The 13,888-nt window shown below is 72.8% G+C and carries 13 protein-coding genes; 3 read left to right on the top strand and 10 right to left on the bottom strand.

All coding sequences use genetic code 11. The features are described from left to right. The first annotated feature begins 213 nt into the window (after positions 1-213). Positions 214-1,725 carry an LCP family protein gene (locus tag HT134_RS28675; protein WP_175603807.1) on the top strand — a complete coding sequence of 504 codons (1,512 nt, stop codon included), beginning with the start codon at positions 214-216 and terminating at the stop codon, positions 1,723-1,725. Here HT134_RS28675 and HT134_RS28680 read toward each other — a convergent pair. The 4 genes from HT134_RS28680 to HT134_RS28695 are packed head-to-tail and all read right to left on the bottom strand — an operon-like array spanning position 1,700 to position 5,064. Continuing rightward, the gene (locus tag HT134_RS28680) at positions 1,700-2,686 is read right to left on the bottom strand and encodes an asparaginase (RefSeq protein WP_175603582.1); all 987 of its coding nucleotides are present in this window, start codon (positions 2,684-2,686) and stop codon (positions 1,700-1,702) included. The genes HT134_RS28675 and HT134_RS28680 overlap by 26 nt on opposite strands. Further along, complete coding sequence (locus HT134_RS28685) at positions 2,679-3,506, bottom strand: amino acid ABC transporter permease (RefSeq protein ID WP_312888510.1); 828 nt, start codon at positions 3,504-3,506, stop codon at positions 2,679-2,681. Before HT134_RS28685 ends, HT134_RS28680 begins: the two co-directional genes overlap by 8 nt. Further along, positions 3,503-4,147 (bottom strand): amino acid ABC transporter permease, encoded by a 645-nt coding sequence (locus HT134_RS28690; RefSeq protein WP_175603583.1) that lies wholly within the window; start codon positions 4,145-4,147, stop codon positions 3,503-3,505. Before HT134_RS28690 ends, HT134_RS28685 begins: the two co-directional genes overlap by 4 nt. Then, entirely contained in the window at positions 4,147-5,064 is a 918-nt protein-coding gene (locus tag HT134_RS28695) for a glutamate ABC transporter substrate-binding protein (RefSeq protein ID WP_175603584.1), read from the bottom strand. The genes HT134_RS28690 and HT134_RS28695 overlap by 1 nt, the downstream gene beginning before the upstream one ends. A 106-nt stretch (positions 5,065-5,170) precedes the next feature. Between HT134_RS28695 and HT134_RS28700 the strand changes: the two genes are divergently transcribed. Then, complete coding sequence (locus HT134_RS28700) at positions 5,171-6,307, top strand: ROK family protein (protein WP_175603585.1); 1,137 nt, start codon at positions 5,171-5,173, stop codon at positions 6,305-6,307. An 82-nt stretch (positions 6,308-6,389) separates the two neighbouring features. Here HT134_RS28700 and HT134_RS28705 read toward each other — a convergent pair whose 3' ends face one another. From HT134_RS28705 to HT134_RS47790, 6 genes are read right to left on the bottom strand one after another with little or no spacing between them, the layout of a single operon-like run. Next, positions 6,390-7,010 (bottom strand): bifunctional 4-hydroxy-2-oxoglutarate aldolase/2-dehydro-3-deoxy-phosphogluconate aldolase, encoded by a 621-nt coding sequence (locus HT134_RS28705; RefSeq protein ID WP_217708505.1) that lies wholly within the window; start codon positions 7,008-7,010, stop codon positions 6,390-6,392. Beyond that, a complete protein-coding gene (locus tag HT134_RS28710; protein WP_175603586.1) occupies positions 7,003-8,841 on the bottom strand; it encodes a BNR-4 repeat-containing protein in 1,839 nt (612 codons plus the stop codon). Before HT134_RS28710 ends, HT134_RS28705 begins: the two co-directional genes overlap by 8 nt. A gap of 38 nt (positions 8,842-8,879) precedes the next feature. Then, the gene (locus HT134_RS28715) at positions 8,880-10,160 is read right to left on the bottom strand and encodes an ABC transporter substrate-binding protein (protein ID WP_175603587.1); all 1,281 of its coding nucleotides are present in this window, start codon (positions 10,158-10,160) and stop codon (positions 8,880-8,882) included. 29 nt (positions 10,161-10,189) lie between these two features. Further along, on the bottom strand, positions 10,190-11,065 hold the full coding sequence (locus tag HT134_RS28720; protein ID WP_175603588.1) for a carbohydrate ABC transporter permease: 876 nt from the start codon (positions 11,063-11,065) through the stop codon (positions 10,190-10,192). Continuing rightward, positions 11,062-11,904, bottom strand: coding sequence for a carbohydrate ABC transporter permease (locus HT134_RS28725; protein WP_217708506.1), 843 nt, complete (start codon positions 11,902-11,904; stop codon positions 11,062-11,064). The genes HT134_RS28720 and HT134_RS28725 overlap by 4 nt, the downstream gene beginning before the upstream one ends. Further along, entirely contained in the window at positions 11,901-12,704 is an 804-nt protein-coding gene (locus HT134_RS47790) for an IclR family transcriptional regulator (RefSeq protein ID WP_175603589.1), read from the bottom strand. The genes HT134_RS28725 and HT134_RS47790 overlap by 4 nt, the downstream gene beginning before the upstream one ends. An 80-nt stretch (positions 12,705-12,784) precedes the next feature. On the opposite strand from HT134_RS47790, the gene HT134_RS28735 reads away from it, so the two are divergent. Then, positions 12,785-13,876 carry a mandelate racemase/muconate lactonizing enzyme family protein gene (locus HT134_RS28735; RefSeq protein ID WP_217708507.1) on the top strand — a complete coding sequence of 364 codons (1,092 nt, stop codon included), beginning with the start codon at positions 12,785-12,787 and terminating at the stop codon, positions 13,874-13,876. Positions 13,877-13,888 lie beyond the last annotated feature (12 nt).

A 13,888-nucleotide genomic window follows, 5' to 3' on the forward strand; every position in this document is an offset into this window, starting at 1 on the left:
ACGCGGGGCCCGGCGGGGCGGTTCAATATCCGGCAGAGCGGTCACCCGCGTCAGGCGGGCCGCCGCGCGGCCGAGCCCGACGGCGAATCGGCTGTTGATGTTCACTCCGGCATAACGAGATTTTTCGCATTCGACGCGTAGGCTGCCGCCTCGATTCGGCCTACGAAGTGGTTCACGGGGAACGGGGATGGCGTGGGGCAGGCAACGAAACCGGTGAGCGCCTGGGGCGTCCTCGGCTGGCTCGCGCTGTCGGCGCTCGCCCCCGGAGCCGCGCACCTGCGGGCCGGGTGGCGCAGGACCGGGCTCGTGCTGCTCAGCCTGTACGTGGCGCTGCTGCTGGCGCTGCTCGCCGTGGCGCTGACCACCGACAACCTGCTCGGCAACCTGGCCGGCGACGACACCTGGCTCATGTCGATCACGGTCGGCGCGGCGGTGCTGAGCGTGGCCTGGTTCGCCCTCGTCGTCCACTCGTTCGTCGTGCTGCGGCCGGGCGGGCTGCCCCAGGGCGGTCAGGTCCTCGCGGGCACCCTCGCGGGGCTGCTCGCCGTGGTGGTGGTGATCCCGTTCGGGCTGACCGCGCAGAACGTGTGGACCTACCGGGAGAGCCTCAACGACATCTTCACCGCGCCCGAGACCCCGGAGCCGCTGGCACAGGGCTCGTCCCGGCCGGAGGACCCGTGGGCGGGCCGCGAGCGGGTCAACATCCTGCTGCTCGGCGGCGACGCCGACGACAACCGGATCGGCGTGCGCACCGACAGCATGAACGTGGCCAGCGTCGACGTGCGGACCGGCAACACCGTGCTCATCAGCCTGCCCCGCAACCTGGAGGACGTCCGGTTCCGGCCGGGCACGCCGATGGCCCAGCACTTCCCGGACGGCTTCCGGCTGCCGCCCGACCCGGGCGGCGGGCGCAGCGACCTGCTCAACAGCGTGTGGGAGTACGCCGACGCGCACCCGGAGATCTTCGGCGGCCGGCAGCACCAGGGCCCCGGGGTGCTGATGGACACCATCGGCTACACCCTCGGCCTCAAGATCGACTGGTACGCGCTGGTCAACATGTGGGGCTTCGCCCGGCTGATCGACGCGATCGGCGGGGTGCGGATCCACGTCGAGCAGGACGTCGTTTTCGGCAAGTACAACGAGGGCCTGGTCAAGGCGGGCACCCGGAGGCTGAAGGGCGCCGACGCCATGTGGTACGCCCGCTCGCGCACCAACAGCGACGACTACACGCGGATGCGCCGCCAGCGCTGCGTGATCGGGGCGCTGCTGGACCAGGCCGACCCGGCGACCGTGCTGATCCGGTTCCGCCGGATCGCGCTGGCCACCAAGGAGCTGATCCGCACCGACATCCCGCGGCCGATGCTCAAGGACCTGGTGCCGCTGGCGCTGAAGGTCAAGGGCGCCAAGGTGACGAGCGTGCAGTTCGTGCCGCCGCTGATCAACACCGGCTACCCCGACTGGGAGAAGATCCGCCAGATCACCCACGACGCGATCCGTGAGTCCACGCGCAGCGTCCCGGCCGGCGCGGTCGCGAGCGCCACGCCCGCGCCGACCGCCGCTGACCTGGCCACCTCGACGCCCACGCCGGCCGCCGCCACCGAGTCCGCCACTCCTCGGACGACGCCGTCGGCCGAGACGGGCACCCCGGGGCCGCGCAGGACCCCGAAGGCCAAGTCGTCCGACACCCCGGCCAGGTCCCTCACCGAGGGCTGCGGAGCGGCGTGACGATCCGTCCCACCGGGACGCCGCCGCCCAGCACGTCCACGCGTTCGAACTCCTCGGCGCCCGACACGTCCACCCCCATGCGTCGCAGGACGGCCAGGGCGACGGCCGTGGTGGCGCGCGGGCTGCCGTCGATGACCTTCACGGCCACCGCGTGCCCGGAGCCGAGCGCCACGACCAGCACGCCCTCGGCGCCGCCCTTGACCAGGGCGCCGGGCAGGGCGCGCATCAGCTCGGTGTTCTGGTGCCCGGTGCCGCCGACGTACTCGGGGTGGGTGCGCATGGCGTCGGCGACCTGGCGCGGCCCGCTGCCCGGGGCGGCGGTCACGAGGGCGCGCACGGCCCGCGCGAGGCCGGTCAGCGACAGCCCGAACAGCGGCGCGCCGCAGCCGTCGACGGCCACGTGCGCGGCCTTCTCCCCCGCCAGCTCCTCGGTGACCGAGCGGACCCGCTGCTGGAGCGGGTGGTCGGCGGACAGGTACGACCGCACGTCCCAGTCGTTGGCGACCGAGGCGGCCAGCATGGCGGCGTGCTTGCCGGAGCAGTTCATGCGCTCGCGGGTGGGGCCGAGGCCCTGCCGGACGAGCCCGTGCGCGGTGGCCTGGTCCTCGGGCCAGGACGGCGGGCAGGCCAGGGCGTCGAAGCCGAGCCCGTAGTCGGCCAGGATCTCGCCGGCCACCCGTACGTGGAAGTCCTCGCCGGTGTGGCTGCCCGCGGCGATGGCCAGGCGCGGGCCGGCCAGCGCGGCGCCGGCCGTGAGGCAGGCCAGCGCCTGGAAGGGCTTGGTGGAGGAGCGGGGCAGCACCGGGGCGTCCACGGGGCCGAGCGCGACCTCGGCGTGGCCCGACGGGCCCAGGCCGACGGCGCTGCCGTAGTGGACGCTCTCGGTGAAGCCGGAGCGCACGACCTCGGCGAGGACGGCGAGACTCGATGGGGCGGGGTCAGGCGCTGTGGAGTCAACCACGGGCGATTCTCCTCCTGAGGACGGCGCGCTGGCGGGCCTCCAGCGTGCGGGCGAGCTTGGACAGCGACATGTTGACCACCAGGTAGACCAGGGCCACCACGATGTAGGTCTGGATGAGCAGCCCGTTGTAGTTGGCCAGCACCTTGGCGCTGTAGAGCAGCTCGGTGTAGCTGACGACGAAGCCGAGCGAGGTGTCCTTGAGCAGGCCCACCGACTGGCTGACGATCGAGGGCAGCACCCGCCGGGCCGCCTGGGGCAGCACGATGAGGCGCATGGTGCGCCCCGGGGTCAGCCCGACGGCCAGGCCGGCCTCGCTCTGGCCGCGCTCGACGGACAGGATGCCGGCGCGGAAGATCTCGGCGAACGACGCCGCGTGCGACACGCTCAGCGGCACGACCAGCTTCCAGAACAGCGGCAGGTCGAGGCCGTACCGGGGCAGCGCGAACAGCACCACGTACACCAGCAGCAGCGCCGGGACGGTCCGCACGACCTCGACGTAGCCGACGGCGGGCCCGCGCGCCCACCGCCGCGGCGACAGGCGCCCGAGACCCAGCACGAGGCCGAACGCCATGGCGAGCGCCGCCGACACCACGGCGGCCAGCGCGGTCGAGCCGAGGCCGTTCAGCAGGTAGCGCCACATGGGCCAGGTCGCGTACGGCTGCCAGCGGGCGGCGTCGAGCTGGCCGTTGGCGGCGAACTGCCGCACGGCGAGCACCGCGAGCGCCACGGTGGCCAGCGCGCCGAGCACGGTGGCGATCCGCATGCGCCGCCGGGCGCGCGGTCCCGGCTCGTCGAACAGGACGGTGCTGGGCGCGCTCACCTGAGGACCACCAGCCTCTTCTCCAGGCGGCCGGTCACGAAGCCGGCGCAGGCGGCGAGCAGCGCGTACGCGAGCCCGGCGCCGACGAAGATGGGGATGGGCTGCGCCTCGACCAGGTTCACCCGGTTGGCGGCGGCGGTGAGGTCGATGACGCCGACCGCGCCGGCCAGGGCGGTGTTCATGGTCAGGGCGATGAAGATGTTGCCGAGCGGCTGGACGACCGTGCGCAGCGCCTGCGGCAGGATCACGTGCCGCAGCGACTGGGTGAACGTCAGCCCGATGGCCCGGGCCGCCTCGCCCTGCCCCTTGGAGACGGCGTTGACGCCCGAGCGCAGCGCCTCGCCGATGTAGGCCGCCTCGTACACCGCGATGACCACGATCGCCGTCACGAGCAGGTCGGCCTGGATGCCGATCTCGGGCAGGCCGAAGACCGCGAGGACGAGCAGCACCAGCAGCGGCAGGTTCTGGAACGTCTCCACGTACGCGGTGCCGATGGCGCGCAGCACGCGTACGGGGCTCACGCGCAGGGCGGTGACGACCACGCCCAGCACCGCCGCGCCGAGGAAGGACGCGGCGGTGAGCTGGAGCGTGACGACCAGGCCCTGCCAGAGCTCGGGCAGGTGATCGAGGATGACGGACATCAGGATCCCGGGACGGAGCCGATCTTGGGCGGCTGGGGCGCGTCGCCGGTGACGACGGTGCCGATGGAGTTCTTCCAGATGCCCTGCCAGACGCCGTTGCCCTGGATCTTGCCGAGCCAGTCGTTGACGAACTTCTTCATCTGGTCGTCGCCGTGCTTGAGCCCGATGCCGTACGGGTCGACGGTGAAGGGCTTGGTGACGATCTCGATGGAGGGGTCCTTCTTGGCGTCGGCGATCAGCAGCGTCTCGTCCTGGACGTAGGCGACGCCGCGGTCCTGCTTGAGGGCCTGCACGCACTCGGGGTCGCTGCCGAAGGTGATGATCTCGGCCTGGGGGGCGAGCTTCTTGATCGCGGGGATGGCCGGGGTGTTGGCGCCCGCGAGCACCTTCTTGCCGTTCAGGTCCTCCGGCTTGGTGATGCCGGACGTGCCCTTCTTCACGGCGATCGTCAGGCCCGAGGTGTAGTACGGACCGGCGAACGCGACCTGCCTGGCGCGCTCCTCGGTGATCGTGTACGTCTGGAAGACGACGTCCACGGTGCCGTTGGACAGCAGGGCCTCGCGGGTCTCGGACGCCGAGTTGACGATCTTGACCTTCGGCTCGCCGAGGATGTACTTCGCCAGCGCCTTGCCCAGGTCGGCGTCGAAGCCCTCGACCTGACCCGTGGCGGGGTTCTGCTGGGACAGGAGCGGGGCGTCGAGCGAGCCGCCCACGAGGAGCTCACCGCGCTTCTTGATCTTCTCCATGGTCGAGCCGGGCAGGATCGCGGCCGCCTCGGCGACGGGGGCGTTCGCCAGCACGTCGGCAGCGGCGGTCTTCGACTCGCCGGGCACGGCGGGCACGGCGGTGTTGCTCGTCTCGCCGCAGGCCGTCAGGCCTAACACGGAGACGGCCAGCACAGCGAGCATCTTCTTCATGAGCGTCCACTTCCTTCGATGTCGAAGATAAAGGGGACCGTAATGGTGGATTTCGTACGAAGTCAACACGTTGCTGGCGGAAGTAGATCGATGGTATGCATCTCCCATGAAGCAGCGGCTGCCCGTACAGGGGGCTCAGGGGGACCTGTTACGGCTCGTCGCCACCGGCGCGGCCGAGTCTCGCGCCGGACTGGCCCGGCTGTCGGGCCTCGCGGCGTCCAGCGTGTCGCTGCGCGTGGAGGAGCTCATCGAGGCGGGACTGCTGGTCGAGGAGGGTTCCGGCACCTCGCGCGGCGGACGCAGGCCGCGCCGCCTGTGCCTGTCGCCGACCGCCGGCGTGCTCGCGGTCGCCGACCTCGGCGCCCACCACGCCCGGCTCGGGCTGCTCGACCTCAGCGGCGCCCCGCTGGTCGTCGAGGAGGTCCCGTGCGAGATCGCCGAGGGGCCCGAGGCGACGCTCGACCTGCTGTCGGACGCCTTCGACCGCCTGCTGGCCGAGCGGGTGCCGCCGTCGGTGCCGCTGCGCGGCGTCGGGACCGGCGTGCCCGGCCCCGTGGACCCCGCGACGTTACGCGTGGTGACGCCCTCGCGCATGCCCGGCTGGAACGACTTCCCCGTCGCCGACCACCTGCGCGCCCGCTACGACCTGCCCGTGCTCGTCGAGAACGACGCCAACCTCATGGCCGCCGGCGAGGCCCGCTCCTGGCCGGGCCGCGAGAACCTCATGGTGCTCAAGGTCGGCACCGGCATAGGGTGCGGCGCCATCGTGGACGGCCGCCTGCACCGCGGCCGGGGCGCGGCCGGCGACATCAGCCACGTGCGGGTCAGCTCCGACTCCTCCGTGATCTGCGCCTGCGGCCACCACGACTGCCTGGAGGCGTACGCCAGCGGCGCCGCCCTCATCGCCGCGCTGGCCGACGCGGGCGTCGAGGTGCGGCACACCTCCGGCATCGTGGACCTGGTCAACGACGCCGTGCCGGAGGCGACCAGCATGGTCCGCACCGCCGGGCGCCGCATCGGCGAGGTGCTCACCGTGCTCGTGAACTTCTTCAACCCCGACGTGGTGGCCGTGGGCGGCAGCCTGTCGGCGGCCGAGCCGCTCATCACCTCGATCCGGGCCGCCGTGTACGAGCGGTGCCTGCCGCTGGCCACGCGCGACCTGGAGATCGCGCCGGCACGGGCCGGCCGGGACGCCGCCCTGCTCGGAGCGGGCTCCCTGCTGCTGGACGCCGTCCTCGCCTAGGGCCTGTGCGGGAGCCGCCTGGTAGGCCCGTGGGGTCTTCCAGGCGGCCGGTTCCGTCCCGAGGGTCAGGGGGCCGGGGAGGTCAGGGGGCCAGGGAGGTCAGGGCGGACAGGAAGGCGCGGACGTCGGCGGGGGCGGCGCGGGTGAGTTCGCCGCCCATGCCGACCGCGACCGCTCCCGCCGCGATCCACTCGGACGCCGTACGGATGGTGACGCCGCCCGTCGGGACGAGGGGCGCGTGGGGCAGCGCCTGCAGGACGTCCCGCAGCACCCGGGGCGAGCTCTGCGAGGCGGGGAAGAGCTTGACCAGGTCAGCGCCCTCTTCCAGGGCGGTCACGATCTCCGTGGGCGTGGACGCCCCCGCCGCGACGGGCACGCCGTGGCGATGCGCGGCCCTGATCACCTCACGGCTCAGCGAGGGGCACACCAGGAAGCGGGCCCCCGCCTGGATCGCGAGCACCGCCTGGGAGGCGTCGAGCACCGTCCCCGCCCCCACGAGCGCCCCCGGCGGCGCGGCGGCGCGCAGGGCGGTGACGGCGGACAGCGCGCCCGGGGTGGACAGCGAGATCTCGACGGCCGTCACGTCCGCCGCCGTGAGGCGGGTGCCCGCCTCGACGGCGGCGTCCGGCGACGGCGCGCGGACGATGCCGATCACCCGCCGCTCCACGAGGCGGGCGGTCAGCGCCCAGCGGGGCTCAGCCACGGGACACGACCTCGATCTCGTACACGCGGGCCACGTCGAGCGCGTTGCCGGACGGGTCGGAGATCGACATGCGCACCTGGTCGGCCGTCACCGAGGCCGGGACGCGGACCGTGCCCGCGGTGTTCCCGGTGATCGCGGCGACCTGCTGCCACCCGGACGCGGTGTGCGCCTCGACGGCGAAGTCGCGCAGCACGTCCGTGCCGGGGACGGGCGCCTTGGTGTAGCCGGAGTGCACCCGGATCTCGCTGATCGGGTACGCGCGGGCGAGCCTCACGGTGATCGTCGGCGCGGTGTCCCCCTCGGCGGAGATCCACCGGCTGTCGTCCGAGCACAGGCCGTCCACGGCCTTGCCGCCCTCGGTCCCGGCGCGCAGCACGGACGACACGGTCACGGAGGCGTTCAGCGCGACGTTCAAGCCGCCCGCGCCGGAGGCGAGCAGCCGGTCGGCGATCTCCGAGAACGGCCCGCCCGCTCCCGGCTCGCCGTCGCGCGGCACGGTGGCCCGCCACAGGGCGCCGATGACGGGCGCGGTGACGTACAGCAGGTCGGTGCCGTTGACGGAGCGCTGGGCGCGCAGCCGCTGGAGCCCCTGGCGGACGTCGCCGAGCGCGCTGAACGCCCACGGCCCGGTGCCGGACCGCTCGGCGCGCACGACCTGGCTGCGGACGCCGCCGCAGCCGCCCGCCTCGGCGACGAAGTAGATCCGGGTGACGGCCCCGGCGCGGGTGACGCCGATCGTGGCCGAGTTGTCCACGGCGTGGTCGGCCCGCGCGAGGACGGTCTCCCGCTTCCACGCGGCGCCGTCCCAGCTCGCGTAGCGCACGTCGAAGCCGGTGAACGTGCTGCCGGAGCGCGCCGTCAGGTACCGGTAGGCGATGCCGGCGAGCTGGTCGCCGTACACGGCGAGCTTGGCGCTCTGGACGGCCCGGCTGGTCGAGGTGATGGTCTCGCCGTCCTCGTACGGCTGGTAGACGACGGCGTTCCCGGCGCCCGGCGCGAGCGGCACGGTCAGCGCGGCGCCGGTGACGTCGCGCCAGGAGCCGTCCGCCGGGTCGAACACGGCGTACGAGCCGAGGTGCCGGTGCGTCGTCGCCGGCCACGGGCCCCACTCCCAGAGCACGTGCACCCGCCCGGCGGCGTCCACCTGCAGGTCGTCGGGGTAGAAGGAGTAGTTGGTGCCGGAGGCGATGACGGCGACGCGGCTCCAGGCGTGGGCGGCGGTGTCGAAGCGGTACAGGCGTCCGTCCCGGACGGCCGCCGCGTCCCTGTGCGCCCGGACCATCACGTACGCGGAGCCGTCCTTGCCGCGCGCGGTGACCGGGTAGGTGAAGCCGAGCCCGGCGTCGGGCAGCGTGGAGGACGCCTCGGTCAGGGAGGTGACGTCGCCGGGCCTGGTGGCGCGGTAGTAGCGCCAGCCGTCGCCGTGCATGGAGACGAAGGCGTGGATGACGCCCTCGCCGTCCAGGACGATCGACGGCTGGTTGTGCCCGACGTCGTCCACGTACGTGACGCAGGCGCCGGAGGCGTCGGGCAGGCAGCCGTCGCGCCAGGTGCCGTCCTCGGCGCGGGAGGCGATGTGCACCTCGTGGCGGCCGGCGGTGGAGGCGGGGGCGTTGTAGGCGAAGTAGTCGGTGCCGCCGAACGAGTCGAGCGGACGCCACCAGCCGGACTGGTTGGAGGAGTCCACGGTGACGGGCACCTGCTCGACGGAGGGCTCGGCGATCGCGGTGGCGGCCGCGACGGACGGCGCGGTCGTCCTCGCGGCGGCGGGCAGGGGGGCGAGGGAGGCCGCGAGCAGCGCGGCGGCGGTGAGGATGACTGGACGGAGCACCGTTCCTCGTTTCAGGGGAGGGGGGTGGAAGGTGTGTCCTACTTCTGCAGCGGCTTGGCCGTCTCGGCGGCCCTGGCCAGCGCGTCCTTGGCCGGCGACTGCCCGACGAGCACGGCCTGCACCTGCTCGGCGATGGCGGTCTCGATCTGGGCGTAGCCCGCGTAGCGCCAGAACGGGTTCGGCGTCGCGGTCTTGGTGATCTTCTCGGTCCACTCGGTGGTGAACGCGTCGCCCGCGACCTTCGGGTCGGCCAGGCCCGCCGTCGTCGTGGGCGGCAGCTTCACCTTCTCGAAGAACGCCGTCACGGTGGCCGTGTCGGACGTCGCGTACGAGGCGAAATCGGCGGCGGCGTCGGAGCCCTCGCCGTCGACGACCACGATGACGTGCCCCCACAGCAGCGCCTGCGGCTGGTCGCCCGCCTTGAGCACGGGCCTGGCGAGCGGCGCCATCTTCTCGGTCAGCGACTTGTCGGGCGACTGCGCGGCCACGACGCCCCGCGCGATGACCGCGTCGTCGTAGAAGGCGGCCTTGCCCTGGGCGAACAGCGCACGGGCGTCGAAGCGGTCGACGTCGGGGGCGATGAGCTTGGCGTCGTACAGCTTCTTGTACCACTCGACCGCGGCCACGGACGCGTCGTCGCCGACCGTGATCGTGTCGCCCTCCATCAGGGGGCTGCCGAACGTGCGCATCCACGGCAGGATGTCCTTGAGCTGCGCCGCCTTGGTCGCCGCCGCGTACGGCGTGATGCCGCCGCCGAGTTTGGCCACCTTGCGCAGGGCGTCCTCGAACTCCTCGACGGTCGCCGGCATGCCCTCGACGCCCGCCTTCTTCAGGACCTCGGTGTTGGCGACCAGGCCGATCGAGCCGGTCGTCCACGGCAGGCCGAGCTGCCTGTCCTGGAACCGGCCGCTGGACAGCGCGACGTCGGTGTAGCCGCCCTTGGCGGCCTGCGCGCCGAGGTCCTTCAGCTTGCCCATCGCGGCCAGGGCGGCCAGCCAGGAGATGTCGAGCTGGACGGCGCCGGACAGCTGGCCGCCGCGCAGCTTCAGCGTCACCTGGTTGAGGTACTCGTTGTACGGGAACGATGCGGTGTCGATCCGCACGCCGTGCTTGGCCGCGTACGCGTCCACGGTCGCCCGCACGGCGGCCTTCTGCGCCTCCTCGTTCAGCGACCACGAGGTGAAGCCGAACCTCTTGGCCGCGGCGTCGCCCTTGGGCGCGCCTCCTCCGGCGGCGTCGGGTGCGCAGGCGGCCAGGGCGGCGCCGAGCGCGGACAGGCCGGCCAGGCGGAAGGCGGCGCGGCGGTTGAGCGTTTCCATGTCTCTCCTCCGGGGTGGGGAGGGGGGGGTCAGCCCTTGACCGCGCCCGCCGTCAGCCCGCCGACCAGGTACCGCTGCAGGAACATGAACGCGGCGATGACCGGGAGCGAGACGACGAAGGACGCGGCCATGAGGTCCGGCCAGGCGGTTTGGAACTCCCCGAGATAGGTGTGCACCAGGCCCGGGGGCAGGGTCTGCCGGTCCGGGTCGGTGAGGGTGAGCGCGAAGATGAAGTCGTTCCAGGCGCGGACGAACGCGAACAGCCCCGCCGCGACCAGGCCGGGGGCGGCCAGCGGCAGCGCGATCCGGTGCAGCGTCCGCCACCGGGAGGCGCCGTCGATCGCGGCCGCCTCCATCAGCGTGGACGGCACCGTGTCGAAGATGCCCTTCAGCATCCACACGCACAGCGGCAGCGTGAACGTCGTGAACGACAGGATGAGCGACGTGTAGCCGCCGAGCAGCCCCGACGCGCTGAAGACGGCGTACAGGGTGACGAGCAGCAGCGCCTGGGGGAACAGCTGGGAGGCGAGCACGAGGTGCATGAGCGACTTGCGCCCGCGGTAGCGGAACTTGGAGAACGCGTACGCCATGTACGCCGACACCACGACGCTGAGGAAGGCCGTCACGACCGACACGACGACGCTGTTGACGAGGTAGCCGAACAGCTTCTCGTTGTCGGCCAGCTTGGTGAAGTGGTCGAAGGTGAGCTCGGTCGGCACCAGGGAGGGCGGGAAGGTGAAGGCCCGCTCGTCCGGCGTGAACGCGGTGACGACCAGCCAGTAGATCGGGGCGAGCCCGAAGAGCCCGATGACCGCGACGGCCGCCCAGGCGGCGGCGCGCGAGCGCGGCCTCCGCCCTCGCGGCGCGCGGGTGATCGGGACGGAGCGCGACAGCGTGGCCGTCATGCGTTCTCCTTCCTCAGGTAGAAGGCCATGAGGACGAGCAGCAACAGCATCCACAGGCCGCCGAGCGCGGTGGCGTGGCCCAGGTCGAAGCCCTTGAACGCGGTGTCGTAGACGGCCACGGCGAACGTCTTCGTCGCCCCGGCGGGGCCGCCTCCGGTGAGGACGTAGATGGTGTCGAAGTGCTGGAAGTTCCAGATGAACTCCAGCAGGAAGGCGATGCCGGCGATCGCCCGCATGTGCGGCACCGTCACCGACCTGAAGCGGCGGATCGCGCCCGCGCCGTCGACGGAGGCGGCCTCGTGCAGTTCCTTCGGCATCGTCTGCAGGCCCGCGAGCAGCATGACCATCATCCACGGGAAGCTCGCCCAGGTCTTCGTCACGATCACCGCGATCATGGCGGTGGCAGGCGCGCCGAGCCAGCTCACGTGCGTGCCGAGCAGACCGTTCAGCACGCCGTAGTTGGCGTTGAAGATCCACAGCCACAGGAACGAGACGACCACGCCGGGAATCACCCAGGGGAACAGGAACACGCCGCGCAGCCAGCCGGGCAGCCCGGCGTCGAGCGCCAGGGCGAGCGCGTACCCGATGACGAACGGCGCGATCGTCGCGCCGAGCGTGAAGACCAGCGTGTTGCGCAGCACCGGCCAGAAGTCGCCGCCGAGCAGGTCGGCGAAGTTGTCCAGTCCGACGAACGCGCGTCCCGGAAGCACCAGGCTCTGCTCGAAGAAGCCCGTGACCAGCGCCGACACCAGCGGGTAGGCGATGATGGCGAGGAACAGCGCGAGGCCCGGCACCATGAGCAGCCAGGCGAACTGGCCGTCGGTCAGCCGGCGGTTCACGCCGTGTCCGCCGCGACGGCGTGGACCGGCCCGACGTAGCCGAGGCCGATGCTGATGGAGTCGGCGGTCTCGATGACCGTGCGGGCCAGTTCGGCCTCGCGCGCCTCCAGGGCGATCGCCGACAGCGGGCCCGAGATGGAGATCGCCGCCACCACCGCGCCCGACATGTCGCGGATGGGGGCCGCGACGCAGGCCCGGCCGAACGCCAGCTCCTCCACCTCGGTCGCGTACCCGCGGCCGAGCACCGCGGTCAGCTCCTGGTCGAGCCGCTCGTGCGTGACGATCGTGCGCGATGTGTACGGCTGCATCGACGCCTCGGGGATCAGCTCGCGCCGCTCCTGCGGGGTGAGCGCGAGCAGCAGGCACTTGCCGATGCCCGTCGCGTACAGCGGCTTGCGCTGGCCGGTCAGCACGAAGGACCGCGGCGCCAGCCTGCCCTCGAAGTTGAGCAGGTAGAACATCGACTCGCCGCGCCGCACCGCCACGTTGACGCCGAGGCCGAGCGCGGCGGCGAGGTCCTGGGCGACCTGGCGGGCCTCGCGGTGCACCGGGTTCTGGTTGAGCGCGACGCCGCCGAGCGTGATCGGCGCGGTGCCCAGCCGGTAGAGGCCGCTGACCTCGTCCCGTTCGACGAACTCCAGCGTCTCCAGCGTGGCCAGCAGGCGCGACGCCGTCGAGACGCCGAGCCCGGTGGCCTTGGCGACGTCCGACACCCGCAGCTCCGGCCGGCCCGTCAGGAAGGCGCGCAGGACCGAGATCGCCCGTTCGACGCTCTGGTTGTTGCTCTGATCGGAAGCCACCCTGTCTCCATTGCAATCGGCTTGCACTATGTGGGATGGTCACGCACATGGCGCAAATCCGTCAAGTGCGATGTTTTCCGGTGAAGCTACGGCACCGTGACGCCTACCTCGGCGCACCCGCGCAGGAGGAGGGCTACTTCGTCCGCCCACCGTGGCGCAGCCTCTACTCGGCTCGGTTCGAGACGCTGCTCGTCTCGATCACCGCCGACGACGGCACCGTCGGGTGGGGCGAGGCGCTCGCACCCGTGGCGCCCGAGGTGCCCGCCGCGATCGTCGAGAAGCTGCTCGCCCCCGTGCTCGTCGGCGAGGACCCCACCCGGATCCGCCCGCTCTGGGACAAGCTCACCGGCCTCATGCGCGAGCGCGGCCACCTCACCGGCCACCAGGCCGACGCGCTCGCCGCCGTGGACATCGCGCTGTGGGACCTCACCGGCCGCCTCACCGGCCGCTCCGTCGCCTCCCTGCTCGGCGGCGCCTTCCGCGAGAGCGTCCCCGTGTACGTGAGCGGCCTGCCCCGCCCCACCGACGCCGAACGCGCCGAGCTGGCCGGGGAGTGGGCCGCCAAGGGCGCCACCATGGTCAAGCTCCACCTCGGGCACGGCGTCGAGAAGGACCTCGCCACGTACGACGCCGTCGCCGCGTCGGGGCTGCGCGTCGCCGTCGACGCCCACTGGGTCTACGACGTGCCGCAGGCCGTCCGCCTGGCCCGCGGGCTGGCCGAGCGCGGCGCGCTGTTCCTGGAGGCGCCGCTCGCCCCCGAGGACGTCGAGGGCCACAGGGAGCTGGTCCGCCGCGCCGACCTGCCCGTCGCCGTCGGCGAGACCCTGCGCAACAGGTACGAGTTCGCCCACTGGCTGGGCCGCCGCGCCGTCGGCCTGGTCCAGCCCGATGTCGGGCGCACCGGCATCACCGAGCTGATGTCCATCGCCGAGCTCGCCGCCGCGCACCACGTCCGGGTCGCGCCGCACCACTCCACCGGGCTCGGGGTGGCGCTGGCCGCCGGCGTCCACGTCAGCGCCGCCCTCGGCAACCTGGCGTTCTTCGAGTACCAGCCCACCACCTGCGAGGCGGCCGGCTCGATCCTGACCGCGCCGCTGCCCGGCGACGCGACCGGGTTCCCCGTGCCGTCCGGGCCCGGCCTCGGCGTGGACGTCGACCCCGCCGCCCTGTGACCACCACCTCCG

It is taken from the genome of Nonomuraea rhodomycinica, assembly GCF_013363995.1.
GTDB lineage: Bacteria > Actinomycetota > Actinomycetes > Streptosporangiales > Streptosporangiaceae > Nonomuraea > Nonomuraea rhodomycinica.